12 protein-coding genes are annotated in these 15,792 nt (G+C 54.2%); 5 read left to right on the top strand and 7 right to left on the bottom strand.

Annotated features, from left to right (window positions below; genetic code table 11):
- The first annotated feature begins 2 nt into the window (after positions 1–2).
- Together RSK20926_RS05020 and RSK20926_RS05015 are read left to right on the top strand one after the other, a co-directional pair.
- Positions 3–1,466: a glycosyltransferase family 1 protein gene (locus tag RSK20926_RS05020; protein ID WP_008204833.1), complete on the top strand. Its 1,464-nt coding sequence runs from the start codon at positions 3–5 to the stop codon at positions 1,464–1,466.
- A 744-nt stretch (positions 1,467–2,210) separates the two neighbouring features.
- The gene (locus RSK20926_RS05015) at positions 2,211–5,849 is read left to right on the top strand and encodes a vitamin B12-dependent ribonucleotide reductase (RefSeq protein ID WP_037253788.1); all 3,639 of its coding nucleotides are present in this window, start codon (positions 2,211–2,213) and stop codon (positions 5,847–5,849) included.
- Between the two features lie 213 nt (positions 5,850–6,062).
- Here the strand turns inward: RSK20926_RS05015 and RSK20926_RS05010 are convergent, their stop codons facing one another.
- Positions 6,063–6,842, bottom strand: coding sequence for a glycosyltransferase (locus RSK20926_RS05010; RefSeq protein ID WP_008204830.1), 780 nt, complete (start codon positions 6,840–6,842; stop codon positions 6,063–6,065).
- 222 nt (positions 6,843–7,064) lie between these two features.
- On the opposite strand from RSK20926_RS05010, the gene RSK20926_RS05005 reads away from it, so the two are divergent.
- Together RSK20926_RS05005 and RSK20926_RS05000 are read left to right on the top strand one after the other, a co-directional pair.
- Positions 7,065–7,517, top strand: coding sequence for a MarR family winged helix-turn-helix transcriptional regulator (locus RSK20926_RS05005; protein WP_037253784.1), 453 nt, complete (start codon positions 7,065–7,067; stop codon positions 7,515–7,517).
- Positions 7,514–8,419 carry an alpha/beta hydrolase family protein gene (locus tag RSK20926_RS05000; RefSeq protein ID WP_008204828.1) on the top strand — a complete coding sequence of 302 codons (906 nt, stop codon included), beginning with the start codon at positions 7,514–7,516 and terminating at the stop codon, positions 8,417–8,419. The genes RSK20926_RS05005 and RSK20926_RS05000 overlap by 4 nt, the downstream gene beginning before the upstream one ends.
- A 170-nt stretch (positions 8,420–8,589) precedes the next feature.
- Here the strand turns inward: RSK20926_RS05000 and RSK20926_RS04995 are convergent, their stop codons facing one another.
- The gene (locus RSK20926_RS04995; RefSeq protein WP_037253782.1) at positions 8,590–9,222 is read right to left on the bottom strand and encodes an invasion associated locus B family protein; all 633 of its coding nucleotides are present in this window, start codon (positions 9,220–9,222) and stop codon (positions 8,590–8,592) included.
- Between the two features lie 548 nt (positions 9,223–9,770).
- Here RSK20926_RS04995 and RSK20926_RS04990 point away from each other — a divergent pair.
- A complete protein-coding gene (locus RSK20926_RS04990) occupies positions 9,771–11,315 on the top strand; it encodes a helicase HerA-like domain-containing protein (RefSeq protein WP_008204826.1) in 1,545 nt (514 codons plus the stop codon).
- 66 nt (positions 11,316–11,381) lie between these two features.
- Here the strand turns inward: RSK20926_RS04990 and RSK20926_RS04985 are convergent, their stop codons facing one another.
- The 5 genes from RSK20926_RS04985 to RSK20926_RS04965 form a co-directional block, all read right to left on the bottom strand.
- Positions 11,382–12,704, bottom strand: a complete 1,323-nt coding sequence (locus tag RSK20926_RS04985) for a branched-chain amino acid ABC transporter permease (RefSeq protein WP_008204824.1) — start codon at positions 12,702–12,704, stop codon at positions 11,382–11,384.
- Positions 12,701–13,711 (bottom strand): branched-chain amino acid ABC transporter permease, encoded by a 1,011-nt coding sequence (locus tag RSK20926_RS04980; RefSeq protein WP_008204823.1) that lies wholly within the window; start codon positions 13,709–13,711, stop codon positions 12,701–12,703. Before RSK20926_RS04980 ends, RSK20926_RS04985 begins: the two co-directional genes overlap by 4 nt.
- Positions 13,711–14,121, bottom strand: coding sequence for a hypothetical protein (locus RSK20926_RS04975; protein ID WP_037253780.1), 411 nt, complete (start codon positions 14,119–14,121; stop codon positions 13,711–13,713). The genes RSK20926_RS04980 and RSK20926_RS04975 overlap by 1 nt, the downstream gene beginning before the upstream one ends.
- A gap of 3 nt (positions 14,122–14,124) precedes the next feature.
- Complete coding sequence (locus RSK20926_RS04970; RefSeq protein WP_008204821.1) at positions 14,125–14,838, bottom strand: ABC transporter ATP-binding protein; 714 nt, start codon at positions 14,836–14,838, stop codon at positions 14,125–14,127.
- Positions 14,839–14,928: 90 nt separating this feature from the next.
- Entirely contained in the window at positions 14,929–15,714 is a 786-nt protein-coding gene (locus tag RSK20926_RS04965) for an ABC transporter ATP-binding protein (RefSeq protein ID WP_008204819.1), read from the bottom strand.
- Positions 15,715–15,792: the final 78 nt, after the last annotated feature.

The raw sequence follows: 15,792 nt of genomic DNA, 5'->3' as shown, positions 1-15,792 counted from the left end.
AGATGGAAGAGTTGAGCCAATGTGAAAAAGAGCTAAATGCGCTCTCAGATTTTTTGCGCGCCGAAACCCTTGCCGCTGCCAGCCTAAAGCAAGCCCTGGTTTTGGGACGTCTCTATGGAAGGCTGCATTGGGACAATATTTCGGGATTCTTCAGTGATGATTCTCTCGAAGCTGAACTCTTTAAAAGATGGCAAGATGAACTGACCAGGAAGCCGGTGAGGAAAAACTCCCCACATCGGGGCTGGGTTCATGTTCTGACACGGGTTTATCCGGCAGGAGGTCACACCCGCCTGTTTCGAACGCTTGCAGCAGGGCTGGCCAAGAGCGGTATTCCACAAACAGCGCTTCTGACACAGCGCTCCCCAAAAGAAGCCATGGCAAAACTGCCGCCGGAATTGACCCAGACCGAAGTTTTGGCAGGCTCCGCGTCTCGGCGGGCTCAGCAAATCTATTCGCGCTGCTGTCAAGCCGAAGTTGTATTGCTCCATAATCACCCGGATGATTTGGGGGCCGCTTTGGCAGCGCGGGCGTTGCAAGAAGAGGGCGTGAGGGTTCTTTTTGTCAATCACGCGGATCATGTCTTTTCCTATGGTCCTGGTGCCTGCGATGCCGTTTTGGAGATCTGTGCAACAGGATGGAAAACAACAGCCCAACGCCGGAAAGCCAAGGCGCAACAGTTCATGGGTATTCCCGTTGTGCCTCGCGAACACTCCGTTCCTGAAAAGGCGGGTTCGCGAGATGGGCCGATCCTCTCCATCGGTGGGGGAGGGAAGTTTTTGCCCAATGGCGACCTTAGCTTTCCGAGGTTCCTAGAAAAGCTACTGCCGAAAATCAGCAATGATGTTGTGCTGATAGGACCCAGCGCCAAGGAAGATTGGTGGAAACCCGTTCAGGAAAAATTCCCTGACCGGTTGCACCTGATGGGCGTGCAACCCTTTGAGGTCCTGAAAGAGCAATTTGAACACGCTTCCTGTTATGTGGATAGTTTCCCGTTAGATGGAGGCACAGCCTTTCCAGAAGCCGTTATGGCTGGTTTGCCTGCCTTTGCCCTTAACAAGGATGCGGCGCCAGGTGTCAGCCCGACGGATGCTCTTCGCCAAGCCACAATGGAAGAGGTGGTGGAAAGCATCTCCAAGTTTTTGAACGGCGGTGAGTATCCGAATGATCTAAAATCGGTTCGACAGAGAATTTTGCATGATTTCTCCTATGAGGCGGTGACTGAACGGGTGTTAGAGGCTGCAAAAGGAAGAATTTCTGATCCTCCTGAATACATCATGAAGCTCGGAAACCGCAGTTCGGACTACAATGCATGGCGCTGGAAGGCTGAAGGGCACTGTCACATCCCAAAACGGATTTGGAGACAACTTTCCCCCGTTTGCCGAGTGCGTCTGTATCAAGCCATTTCAGACCTCCCTTTAACCCAAGCCTCAATGCAAACGCTGAAGAAGCGAGTTTTGCTGGGTTAGTCAACCTCTAGGTGCTCTGTTCCGAGCTGCGGATTTAGCAGCCTCTAGGTTCATCAGAGACAGACCAGAAAGAATCAAAAACTATTGCGACAGTAAGGAATTCGAAGTGTACGAAGCTTTGTTAAGACTGAATTAACCTTCTGACGCTGTTTTGTTGCAGAATGTTAACTCGGGAATTTTTTTTAAATCTCCATATGAGACTCCGGCAAAAAAAATCGACAAGCGATGTTTGGAAAAGTTTGAGAAGTCAGGGGCGCGGAAGCTGAACTTTTTGATCTGGGGAAGGCTGCCTACAAAGACATGGGTAGAAGGAGCGTTCACCTAGGAACGCTGCACAAACCCTTGAGGCTGCCATGGTTTTTCGTGAATCCCGAAATGGTCTCTCAAATCGGGCATGCCTTCTGGCGCTTGTGGATGAATCATCGGGCAACTCTTTTGCCGAATGTAAGTTTGAAGGGTCAACAGAAAAGATGGTTAGCAGTTGGTAAATTTACCGTTGACCCCCTAGGCTCGAATACGTCAAATTGTGGGTGCCTTTAGTGGTGATACTAAATCTAGTGGGATTTGGCGGCGCCACGACTAAAGGAAAGCACAAACAATTCGATGAAATGACCGGCGAAGGTCTCTGTTGCACGCCCATAAACGAGGCGTGAGCCCGATTGCGTGTTTTTGAAGAAGGCAAAGGATGGCGCACAGCGGCATCCGCACAAATGTGGTGGGACAGGGCCAACAAAGGGGCAGCACATGAAGATCGAGCGCAAGTTTACCAAGGCGGGGCAGGACGCCTATTCTTCCATGGATTTCGTCTCTGCGACGTCCGAGATCCGAAATCCGGACGGAACCATCGTCTTTCGGCTGGAAAACATCGAAGTGCCAGCAAACTGGACACAGGTTGCTTGCGATGTGATTGCCCAAAAGTATTTCCGCAAGGCTGGCGTCCCACAGAGCTTGAAGAAAGTGGCCGAAAAAGATGTCCCGGAATTCCTTTGGCGTTCAGTACCTGCCGGAAAAGACGTGCCGACGGGATCAGAGAGTTCCTCTAAGCAAGTATTTGACCGCTTGGCTGGCGCATGGGCCTATTGGGGCTGGAAGGGTGGCTACTTCTCCAGCGAGGAAGATGCGCGATCCTACTATGATGAAATGCGCTATATGCTTGCCAGCCAACGCGCAGCGCCTAATAGCCCCCAATGGTTCAACACCGGCCTGCACTGGGCCTATGGTATCGATGGACCTGCTCAGGGTCATCATTATGTCGATTTTGAAACCGGCAAGCTGACAAAATCCAAAAGCTCCTATGAACATCCGCAGCCGCACGCCTGTTTCATTCAGTCTGTCTCTGATGATCTGGTCAATGATGGCGGCATCATGGATCTCTGGGTGCGGGAAGCGCGCCTGTTCAAATATGGTTCAGGAACTGGCACCAATTTCAGCCACCTTCGGGGCGAAGGGGAACCACTTTCTGGTGGGGGTAAGTCCTCTGGGCTGATGGGCTTCTTGAAGATCGGGGATCGTGCTGCCGGCGCAATCAAATCAGGCGGCACCACCCGACGCGCAGCTAAAATGGTAATTGTCGACGCGGACCACCCGGATATTGAGGACTTTATCCAGTGGAAGGTTCTCGAGGAGCAAAAAGTTGCCTCTATCGTGGCCGGTTCCAAGATGCATGAGAAGATGTTGAATGGCATCTTTGAAGCCATCCGCAGCTGGGATGGTGAGGCCACCGACGCCTATGAGCCGAACAGCAACCCAGCCCTCAAGAAAGCGGTTCGCGAAGCAAAGAAGCTGTCGATCCCGGAAACCTACATCAAACGTGTTCTGGACTACGCCAAGCAGGGTTATGACAGTATTGAGTTCCCCACCTATGACACAGATTGGGATTCAGAGGCCTATAGCTCTGTTTCGGGGCAGAACTCCAATAACTCCATCCGTGTGACCAATGCCTTTTTGCATGCGGTCGAGAAGGATGCGGATTGGGAGCTGATTAACCGGACCAACGGTGAAGTGGCCAAGACAGTAAAAGCGCGGGAACTTTGGGAAAAAGTCGGCCATGCTGCTTGGGCCTGCGCCGATCCTGGCATCCAGTTTCATGACACCGTGAACGAATGGCATACTTGCCTGAATGATGGTGAAATCCGCGGTTCAAACCCTTGTTCAGAATATATGTTCCTGGATGACACCGCCTGTAACCTGGCTTCGCTGAACTTGCTGACCTTCCTCAAGGCTGGAAACTTCCAGGCGGAAGATTTCATGCATGCCTGCCGTCTGTGGACAGTGACGCTGGAAATCTCTGTCACCATGGCTCAGTTCCCGTCAAAAGCCATCGCGCAGCGCAGCCATGACTATCGGACATTGGGGCTGGGCTACGCCAATATCGGCGGCCTCTTGATGAACATGGGCTTCAGCTATGACAGCGAGGAGGGGCGCGCACTATGTGGCTCTCTCACGGCGCTGATGACAGGCGTTGCCTATGCCACCTCAGCAGAGATGGCATCTGAACTGGGTTCTTTTGCAGGCTATGCGAATAACTCTGAGCATATGCTGAAGGTGATCCGTAACCACCGCAATGCAGCGCTGGGTAAGGCCACCGGATATGAGGGGCTTTCGGTTCCTCCGGTACCGCTGGACATCCGGGGCTGCCCAGATGCGCGTCTGACCGACCTCGCGCTTGGCGCCTGGGATGAGGCACTGGCCCTGGGGGAAAAACACGGATATCGCAACGCCCAGACAACAGTGATTGCACCAACCGGCACCATTGGCCTGGTGATGGATTGCGACACCACAGGGATTGAACCGGATTTCGCACTGGTGAAATTCAAGAAACTTGCGGGCGGAGGCTATTTCAAGATCATCAACCGCTCTGTTCCAGCCGCTTTGGAAGGGCTGGGATATAGCTCTGCCGAGATCGAAGAGATCGTCTCTTATGCTGTTGGGCATGGCACCATCGGCAATGCGCCGGGGATCAATCATACTTCTCTCACCGGACATGGATTTGGCCCCAATGAGCTGAGCAAAATCGACCGCGCCCTGGAAAGCGCCTTTGATATCCGTTTTGTTTTCAATCAATGGACCTTGGGTGAGGATTTCTGCACTGGCGTGCTGGGCATCCCTGCTAAGAAACTGAATGATCCGACATTCGATCTGCTCCGCCATCTCGGTTTCAACCGCGCAGATATTGATGCAGCCAATGATCACGTCTGTGGGACGATGACCCTGGAAGGGGCGCCGCATCTAAAGGAGGAGCACTACGCAATCTTTGACTGCGCTAATCCTTGCGGGAAAAAAGGGAAGCGTTATCTTAGCGTTGAGAGCCACATTCGCATGATGGCTGCAGCTCAGAGCTTTATCTCCGGCGCGATCTCCAAGACCATCAATATGCCCAATGACGCCAGCATCGAGGATTGCCAACGTGCTTATGAGCTGAGCTGGTCGCTGGGTGTCAAAGCCAACGCGCTTTATCGGGACGGTTCCAAGCTGAGCCAGCCTTTGGCCGCTGCGCTGGTCGAGGATGATGATGAGGCTGCAGAGACCCTGGAAACCGGAACGCCGCAGGAAAAAGCTGCTGTTTTGGCGGAGAAGGTGATCGAAAAGGTCCTGGTGAAAGAGGTCTACAAATCTCACCGTACAAAAATGCCGCAACGGCGTAAGGGCTATACCCAGAAAGCTGTGGTTGGCGGGCATAAGGTTTATCTTCGCACCGGCGAATATGAGAACGGAAATCTGGGCGAGATTTTCATCGATATGCATAAGGAAGGCGCTGGCTTCCGGGCGATGATGAACAATTTTGCTATCGCCGTCTCTGTTGGCCTGCAATATGGCGTCCCGCTGGAGGAATTTGTCGACGCCTTCACCTTTACCAAGTTTGAACCTGCGGGCATGGTTCAGGGCAATGACTCCATTAAGAACGCGACATCCATTCTGGACTATGTGTTCCGCGAATTGGCCGTCAGCTACCTGGACCGGACCGATCTTGCTCATGTGAAGCCCGAAGGTCCAGCCTTTGATGATATCGGCCGAGGCGAAGAAGAGGGTGTGTCGAACCTGACCGAGATTAGTGAAAGCGCTGCAACGCGATCCCTTGAGGTCTTGCGCCAGATTTCCTCCACCGGATATCTGCGCAAACGCTTGCCTCAGGATTTTGTGGTGCTCAAGGGCGGGCAGGCTGATGACGTACGCAGCGGTGGCGATGCGGTCGCAGAACTGCAATCTCTGGTTCCAGAAGTTTCTGCGAATCCAGCTCCAGCGGTCGGCATGGATGCGCGAACAAAAGCAAAAATGCAAGGCTACGAGGGAGAGGCCTGCGGTGAATGTGGCAACTACACTCTGGTGCGCAACGGGACTTGCATGAAATGCAATACCTGCGGCGGCACTTCAGGATGTAGTTGATCTAAGGGGGGGATCTTCCCGCCTTTTGGCGGGAAGATCATTTACGAGGTCTGGAGAAGGTGCGCCTTTTCCAAACGCCGAGAAGGCCCAGGCATGATGGTCTTTGGGCAGTGAATAAAGAGCCTGATCGGTGTCACTGGCTCCTCCTTTGGAAAAAGGAGGAGCCTTTTTCCTCTGAGTGGATCTCTATAGGTCTTGTTAAGAACCAATCACTTAGGTCAAGTTTTTAAAGTTAATTCCAGGGAAGTGCTGCCGAACCAAGCTTTCTGCGACGGGTTTGGGATCTTTTCCCAGCATTGCCTGAGAGTCATTGGATTGATGGACGGTCCGCAAGTAAATGGGGTGCTCAGTTTCAACAATCCGGGATGGGCGTCGCTTACCCGCACGTTTGTGACTCATTGCAAAAAGATTGTGGCGGCTATTGGCAGGCGCAGTCATGGACAGGCCTAGGTTGGTAAAGGGCACATGTCTTTCGTAGAACTCGCACCCACCTTCTCTGAGGTTCAGGCTAATCCCTTTGGGGAAACTGGTTAGAACGTGGTCCGCATCCGGTGACTTCTCGGCCCAGGACTGGCTGCAAGCGGATTTACACTCTGCTACAAAATTTGAGTGCAGCGCGTCATCATCATCGATGACCACCGTACTGATGAGATCTGTCTTTTGGTAATTGCGCCAAATAGCCTGAAGAAAGGCTTTGCCTGCTGGCATGTGCTCGCGGAACAGAACCTTGCGAATACCGGGGCCGGGCGTGCTTTTGACAATCGCTCTCAGCCTATCTTTATCGGCCTTCTGCATGGCTTTCGCACTAAGAAGGATCCAATCAAAGTCGAGATCGCTCTGCATTGCCAACGAACGTGCTGCGATTTTCTCAAAGAGGTTAAACCGGCTTTCCAGTCTCTCTGGGTCCAAGAGTTTTTCTAAATCGGTGCTAGCCTCAGAGCGCCATCCTGAAACGCCAAAGAAGGAAAACCTGGTCAGGAAGAGAAGCTTCATAAAAGGGTCCGCTATGTGCTCAGGGCGCGTTGTGCGGCCAAGAAAACTTCATTGAAAATTGCCGTTTGGAGGATCGAATGTCAATCCGCTGGTGAACCATTCAAGAGGACGGCAAAGGCTGAGGGGGCACAGTGGTATGGGATGACTTGGCGTCATCAAGGTGCGGTTTTTCTTGCTCTGTTGGAAAAAGGTTCGCATACGTATTAAAGGGGGTGTGGTCGAATGACACGGAAAGTACGAGTATTTCACTTACTGCAAACCGCCCATGCAGCGTTGTTTCGGGCGGCTGACAACCGGACGAGATCCATGGCAGGGCTGACAACAGCACAGTTTGCGGTCCTCTTTGTTCTCGACAAAGATGATGGGATGCCGATTTCAGAAATCGCTAAACGGCTGTCGATGGGGAAATCAGGTTTGACAGGCTTGGTGGACAGAATGGTGGCCCTGGATCTCGTTACCAGGGAGGCCAGTACCGAAGATCGACGCGTCAATCGAGTGCGGCTTCTGCCAAAGGGCATAGAGCTTCTGCAAAAAGGGAAGCAGGAAACCCGCCATTTCAACGAAGCCCTACTGGCGCCTTTCAATGAGGCGGAGAGGGCGACTATCCAACAGTTTTTGGACCATGTCACAAGAAACGCTGAGGCGATCATCGCTGCTCCGGAGGGGGAAGAATGAAGGATGTTCAACAGGAACAAGACACTCAATTTCAGCGCAAGTCTGTTGAGATAAAAACAGAAGATGGCTGGCTCCTTACCGGAGATCTGACCGCTGCGGCGGATCCAACGTCTGCGGTTCTGATTTCAGCGGGAACCGGATTTCCTAAGTTTTTCTATCACGCCCTGGCGGATTTTCTGGCAGCGCGTGGTGCTCTCGTCCTAACCTACGACTATCGTGGCATTGGAAAATCTGCCGTTCCGGATCTGCGGAACTCAGGCATCGATTATCCCGACTGGGGACACTACGACATGCCCGCAGCGCTTGATTTTCTGCATGATAGGGCTACGTCACTGCCGATTTTCCATATTGCACATAGTGTTGGCGGCCATTTTGTTGGGCTGATGAAAAACCAAAACCTTATCAGACGGCATGCATTCCTCTCTGTAGGAACGGGGTATTTTGGTGGCCATCATTTACGAAACTGGCCGCTTGAGCTCTACTTTTGGTGGGGGCTTGGGCAGTATTCATTGATGCGTTGGGGCTACCTTAGGCCAGGCGGCGGATGGCAAGGGGAGGCTCTGCCACCAAAATTGTTCCGGACCTGGCGCCGCTGGAGCTGTAAACGCTCTTACTTTGAGCGTGACTATGGGAGTTTTCTGGACCCACAGTACTATTCTGATGTCACAGCGCCCATCCGCTCTTGGGTCTTTACTGATGATCCAATCGCAACCGAACGATCTGGTTGGGATTTGTTACAGGCATACCCAAAGGCAGACCGCTCCCTGGTTATCCGGGAGCCCAGTGCCTTTGGCGTTAGGCGTATAGGACATGAAGGCGCCTTTCGTCCGGGGCGCCAGGCCCTCTGGCAGGAATGCTGGGATTGGCTAAACCAAGACGGTGAGGCTCAGAGCGCGCAATGATCGGAAGCCCCCGACATCGACAGCACGAAACAAGGGGTAGGTCCGGGCTAAAGAGGGCTAGAAAACCTAGGCTAGGTGAACATAGGTTCTTCAACTTTGCCTGCCGATAGGCGGCAACGCAAAAACCGTCGCCGCAAAACCTAATAGCTGGGTTTTGCGGCGAGGATTTCTTATTGTTTTACAACATCCACGACATTGTAGCCTGCGGTGAAGCCAGAAAGCGAAAAGCTCAACTCGACTTCGTTGTCCGGTGCGAGCGCCGGGCGCAGGGACAGTACAGCGCTTTTGCCTTGTTTAAAGGCGTTAACATCAGCCTCCGTCAAACCGATCTGCGCAAAACAGCCGAGAGGGCTGCAGTGGGAAAGGTTGTAGCGTTTGCCTGGGGCACCATCGACAGAAATGGTTACGCCTGTTGCAATCAGAGTTTCCAAAGGAACGATCACGGTTGCACCGGCGACAGCCTGGCCTCCTTGTTGATCAATCCGGAACAGCGAAATCTCTGCCATTGGGTTACCTTGCGGGTCACGCATGATCTGCAAGAGCGAGCAAGGGTCATTGTCCGCTTCTACCTTCACGCAGGCCAGGTCCCAATCTCCATGGGTTTCTTTGCTGTAGCGTTGCCCAAGTTGAATGGTACCGTCGTCTACGGGCTGTCCAAGGTCCAGCAGTTGATCAGTAGTCGATTCTCCTGCCTGTGTTGTTTCCTCAGCGCCATCTGCGGTTGCTGTGCTTTCTTGCGCGGAAACGGCGGAGCCAATAGCAATCAAGGCTGCCAATGTCATTGGTGTCAGGGACTTAATCATGAATGCCTCATTTGTCTCTGGGTTGTTTGCAGTGGATTTATCACGCAATTCAAAAGGTGTCAGTTCAATATCGGGCGATAAGCGGGGAAATGTACACGGGATGCATACCCTATGGGTGACGCGGGTGGACTGCGACAGGAAAAGCAAAAAAGGAAACCCAAGGGTTCCCTTTTCTGTGTGGTCTCTCCCCGTCGGACTGGCCGACTTAGTTATTGGATAGGACGTTACGAGGGGTTCGCTTATTGGTCAATAAGCAAAGAGAAAAAAACGCGCTGAATTTGGATTTTTCCGACCCTTGCGCGCAACACGCGCAAGTTAACCAGAAACTAGGACCATAGTTGCAAAAAAAGGGCCGTGCACGCGGCACGGCCAGTCTGACAGGGAGGAAATGCCCGCCAACACCTCCGAAGGGAGAGGGCGGGCAAGACCTTGATGGCATATAAAGGTTAACAATGTATGTTTAAAAGCGGCGAATTATTGCACTTTCCCCTGCAAACAGGGGAAAGTGCGATAAAACACTTGGTTCGACAGTAGGGCAGGGAAAACACATGTCAGATAAGATCTTTATCGGAGGGGGAGGTGAGAGTTATGGCGAGGCACAGGAGCTCAGCTTCAAATATGCCAATCGCCATGGGTTGATAGCTGGTGCAACGGGCACCGGCAAAACCGTCACCTTGCAAATCTTGGCAGAGAGTTTCTCTCAGGCTGGAGTTCCGTTGATCCTGGCTGATGTCAAAGGAGACCTCTCTGGTCTCGCGAAACCTGGCAGCGCTGCACACAAGTTACATGATGCCTTTCATAGCCGGGCGGAGAAAATCGGCTTTGAAGACTATAGCTATCACGATTGCCCTGTGACGTTCTGGGATTTGTTTGGGGAACAGGGCCACCCGGTGCGCACGACCATCGCCGATATGGGCCCCCTCCTTCTGGCGCAGCTGCTTGAGTTGAGCGAGGCACAGGAAGGGATCTTGAACATTGCCTTCCGACTAGCAGATGAGCAGGGATTGGCGCTGCTGGATCTGAAGGATCTTCAGTCCTTGTTGGTCTGGATCGGGGAAAACCGGGGGGAGCTGTCGCTGCGGTATGGTAATGTCTCACCCGCCTCGATCGGAGCGATCCAACGTCGTTTGCTGGTATTGGAGAACCAGGGCGGGGCCGACCTCTTTGGGGAGCCGGCCTTGGAACTGAAAGACCTGATGCGTCAGGACGCTATTGGACGCGGGATGATAAACATCCTTGCATCGGATAAACTCATGGCCTCACCAAAGCTCTATGCGACGTTCCTGTTGTGGCTGCTAAGCGAGCTGTTCGAGGAACTTCCCGAAGTTGGCGACCCGGACAAGCCTAAGCTTGTCTTTTTCTTTGATGAGGCGCATTTGCTGTTTGAGGATGCCCCCAAAGCCTTGGTTGACAAGGTTGAACAGGTGGCAAGGCTGATCCGTTCCAAAGGGGTTGGGATCTATTTCATCACTCAGAACCCAGCGGATGTACCCGAAGACATCTTGGGACAGCTTGGCAACCGCATACAGCATGCACTACGTGCCTTTACCGCAAGAGACCGGAAAAACCTGCGACTTGCGGCAGAGACCTACCGGGAGAACCCGCGGTTTTCTACAGAGGATGCCATTCGCGAAGTCGGCGTAGGGGAGGCTGTAACCTCCATGCTGCAAAAGAAAGGGGTGCCCGGCATCGTTGAACGCACCCTGATCCGCCCGCCAAGCAGTCAGTTGGGACCCCTATCCAAGACCGAAAGGGCAGCTTTCCTAAAAGCCTCTGATATGGCGGGGAAATATGACACACCGCTTGATCGACGCTCTGCCTATGAAATCCTGGCGCAACGCAGTGCGGCAGCCGCGGCGGAGGCGGAGAAAGCTGAGATAGCAGCGGAGAAGGCACCGGAGCCAATGGCAAGGGAGTTCAACGCCGCCCGACGCTTTTCCGGCAGCCGGGTCAGCCGCTCGACATCGCGCAGCTACAAACGCAAAGACACCTTTGCTTCAGCGATGTCGGAGGCGGTGATCAAAGAGCTGAAAGGCACCACCGGCCGACGTATCGTTCGCGGGATCCTGGGTGGATTATTCAAAGGCCGCTAAGAAGGATGAACAAAAAACGCCGCCTCAAATGTGAGGCGGCGTTTCTTTTCTCTAAGGATGTGAACCCTACTTCTCTGGGATCAACCCGCGCGGGCTAAAGCGTAGGACCAGCAGCAGGATCAAACCCATGGTGAAGAGACGCATGTGAGCGGCATTCTCCATCAGGTGACCACGCAGAAAACTATCTTCGGCCATGCCTGAGGTGAGTAGGCTGATCAGTTCCAGGCTCATCGGCTCTACCTTAATCCAGAGGAACCAGATCAGGAAACCGCCCAAAACCGAGCCAAAGTTGTTGCCGGAGCCACCGACGATGACCATGACCCAGATCAGGAAGGTGAAGCGCAGTGGGTTGTAAGTCCCCGGTGTCAGCTGCCCATCCAAGGTGGTCATCATTGCGCCAGCAATGCCACAGATCGCGGAGCCCAGCACAAAGATCTGCAGGTGGCGGCGGGTCACGTCCTTACCCATAGCTTCAGCCGCAACCTCATTGTCACGGATTGCGCGCATCATCCGGCCCCAGGGGCTTTTCAGTGCCATCTGCGCCATCCACAGAAGGGCCAGTAGAACCACAGCGAATAGGATCGCGTAGCCCAGTTTGACATAGAGCGTGGAAGCCAGAACCGGATCCAGACCCAGCCCGGCAGCACGGTCCACAAAGGCCGGATCATTCTGCAGATCCACCTCAAAGGGCAGGGGGCGTGGTAGTCCCACGACGTTCTTAACCCCACGTGACAGCCAGTCCTCATTCTTGAGCACCGCGATGATGATCTCAGCAATACCCAGGGTCGCAATCGCCAGATAATCGGAACGCAGACCCAATGCGGTCTTACCAATCAGCCAGGCCGCACCCGCTGCCAGCAAGCCCCCGACAGGCCAGGACAGGATCACCGGCCAGTCCAAGCCGCCGATATTGCCCTCAATCGCAGGGTTGATCTCTTCGATGGCGCCGATGGCCGGGTCAAACAGGGCCCGGTAGATGACAAAACCAACAACGAGGATGGCAATTGTCACCAGGGCACGGCTGCGGCCCTTTGGCATCATCTTCGTCACGGTGACGGCAGAGACAACTGTCAGGGCCCCCATAACCATGGCCATCACAACGCCTGCGCCGCCTGCGCTCCAGGCGCCTGGTGTTGGTGGGGTTGCAGTCAGGACAACGGCCAATCCGCCCAGCGCCGTAAAGCCCATGATGCCGACGTTGAACAACCCTGCAAAACCCCATTGCAGGTTCACCCCCAAGGCCATGATGGCAGAGATCAGCCCCATGTTCAGGATCACCAGGGAGGAGTTCCAGGAGCCGGAGAAAAAGCCCCAGTCCGTCACGCCCTCCATCACGATCAGCAGGCCGACGGCGGCAAAAAGCAGGCTGTGTTTCATTGTGTCGGTCATACCGCTTTCCCTTTGAAGAGGCCCGTTGGCTTGAACAGGAGGACAACAATCAGGATCGCGAAGGAGACCGCGAACTTATAGTCGGTGCTCAACAGCTGAACCAGACCATCCGGCGCCAGGCTTTCCGGCAGTGAGTAATTCAGCACTTTTTTCCAGGCATAGGTGATCGTCACCTCAGAAAAAGCGATGATGAACCCGCCGGCAATTGCACCCTGCGGGCTGCCAAGGCCGCCTACGATGGCAGAGGCAAAGATTGGCAGCAGCAGCTGGAAATAGGTGAAGGGTTTGAAGCTTTTATCAAGCCCGTAAAGCACACCTGCGATGGTCGCGAGTGCGGCCACGATCAGCCAAGTGTACATCACCACGCGCTCCGGGTTGATGCCAGACAGCAGCGCCAGATCCTCGTTATCCGAATAGGCGCGCATGGATTTACCGGTACGGGTCTTGTTCAGGAACCAGAACAGCAGCGCCACAACCACAATCGCGGTCACAACAGTAATGCCCTGGGTGGTCTTGATCGCCAAACCTTCGTTGAGGCCAGTCATTTTCTTGAAGGCCCGGGCCTTGATCAGGAAGCGCTCACCATCTGAGAACCGCTGATCGCCAGGCCCAATGATGAAACGGACAAGGCCGTTCATCATGAACATTACACCCAGCGAGACCATCACAAAGACGACCGGCTTTGCTTTTTGCTCCCGATAAAATCGGTAAACTGTCCGGTCGGTGACCAAAACCAAGGCCATGGTTGCCAGAATACCAAAAGGCAGCGCCAAAAGCGCGGTTGGCAGGACGCCAAAGCCAATGCCCCAGGATTGAAACAGCCAAGTCACCAGAATGGTCATCATGGTTCCGAATGCCATGGTGTCGCCATGGGCAAAGTTGGAGAACCGCAGGATGCTGTAGATCAGCGTCACACCAAGAGCCCCCAGCGCCAACTGGCTGCCATAGGCAATGGCTGGGATCATGACGAAGTTAGTTAGCGCCACAAGGGCGTTGAGAAGATCCATCAGGAAGCCACCTCTACTGCGCCGCAAGTTCCGACATAAACCATGTAATCCTCATTTCTGAACCGGATGTCCCAGAGGGCATCGCCTTGCGGGCCAATAGTAATTGTTTCTTTCGAGACGTCTGTCTTGAAGTAGTACTCTACTGCACCGCTATCGAAAGACTTGGCACGGGCTTCATAGTCACCGCTACCATCCACGATCACGCGTCCACTGCGCTTTCGGTGTGCAACAGTTACCTGTAAAGCCACGTCAGCCCTCTGCATTCCTTCCTTGGTTACCTTTGCAACGTGGTCGAAAAGGCAGCTGTGCTGCAGTGGAGCAGCTTGGAGTTCGTTGGAAACCGCAAAGATTGCGGTTGTGCTTAAAGCGCCGAGCAATCCGGAGCAGTGGCTTAACCGGGGTATGGACATTCTTCACCCCCCCAAGAACGATTTGCGGACTTCGGGATCGGCCAGCAGCTCTTGTCCGGTGCCGGTATAGGCATTGCGCCCCTGCACCAGAACATAGCCTTTGTCCGCGATCTCAAGCGCTTGCTTTGCGTTCTGTTCCACCATCAGGATCGGCAGCCCGGTGCGGGAAACCTCGATAATACGGTCGAACAGCTCATCCATCACGATGGGGGAAACACCCGCTGTGGGTTCGTCCAGCATCAGCACCTTGGGTTTGGTCATTAGCGCGCGCCCGACGGCCACCTGCTGACGCTGACCGCCAGAGAGCTCTCCCGCCGGCTGGTTGCGCTTGTCGCGCAGGATCGGGAACAGGGTATAGACCTGTTCCATGGTGTCGCTGATGTCATCAGTGCGGATAAAGGCGCCCATTTCCAGGTTTTCCTCCACCGTCATCGAAGTGAAGATATTGCTGGTCTGGGGCACAAAGCCCATGCCCTTGATCACCCGATCCTGGGGGCTAAGGGTGGTGATATCCTCACCGTCCAAGCGGACGGAGCCAGACCTCACATTAAGCATGCCAAAAGTGGCCTTCATGGCGGTGGATTTACCGGCACCATTGGGACCAACGATGACTGCGATTTCGCCTGGGTTCACGGCAATGGTGCAATCGTGCAGGATATCCGGCCCCTTGCCGTATCCGCCTGTCATGCAATCGCCAATCAGAAAGGGTTCAGACATATGCGCCTCCCTTATTCATTTTGCGAAAAACACCTCGGGGGAGCCGCGCAGCGGCGGGGGCAGAACCCCAAAACTCAGCAGGCACACCCATCAGGCTTTCTCCAGCTTATCTTTGTTCTTCAGGCCTGTTCCCAGATAGGCCTCGATCACCTGCTCATTGGCTTTGATCTCACCCAGAGTGCCTTCGGCCAGTTTCTTGCCTTCGGCCATGCAGATGACGGGGTCACAAAGACGGCCGATGAACTCCATGTCGTGCTCAATGACCACAAAAGTATAGCCGCGCTCTTCGTTGAGGCGTTTGATGGCGTCCGCGATGGTGTAAAGAAGGGTGCGGTTCACACCGGCGCCAACCTCATCCAGAAAGACGATTTTGGCATCCACCATCATGGTGCGGCCTAGCTCCAACAGCTTTTTCTGCCCACCGGAGATTTCACCCGCACGCAGATCGGCGATATGGCTGATCGTGAGGAACTCCAGCACCTCATCCGCCTTGGCGCGCAGGGCGCGTTCTTCATCAGCGATGCGTTTGCGTCCAAACCAGGTGTTCCACAGTGTCTCACCCGATTGGCCTCCCGGAACCATCATCAGGTTCTCGCGGCAGGTCATTGAGGAGAATTCATGCGCGATTTGGAAGGTGCGCAGCAGCCCCTTGTGGAACAGCTCATGCGGGGGCAGGCCAGTGATATCCTCACCATCCATGGTGACGCGGCCGGACGTCGGCGGCAGAACACCCGCAATTACATTGAACAATGTGGTTTTGCCGGCCCCATTCGGGCCAATCAAACCGGTTATGGACCCCTTGGCGATTTCCAGCGAGGCGCCGTCAACCGCGTGGAACCCGCCGAAGTGCTTATGCAAGTCCTCGACGACGATCATGTCATTTCATCCCCTGCCGCGTGTTTTTGCGGCCTTTAAATTTGGAACAGCCCGGGCGTTGCCGGGCTGCTCGTTGAT

The sequence above is a fragment of the Roseobacter sp. SK209-2-6 genome (genome assembly GCF_000169455.1).
GTDB lineage: Bacteria > Pseudomonadota > Alphaproteobacteria > Rhodobacterales > Rhodobacteraceae > Pseudophaeobacter.
The sequence above is the reverse complement of the archived record's forward strand: the minus strand, read 5'-3'. Positions and strand labels throughout refer to the sequence as shown.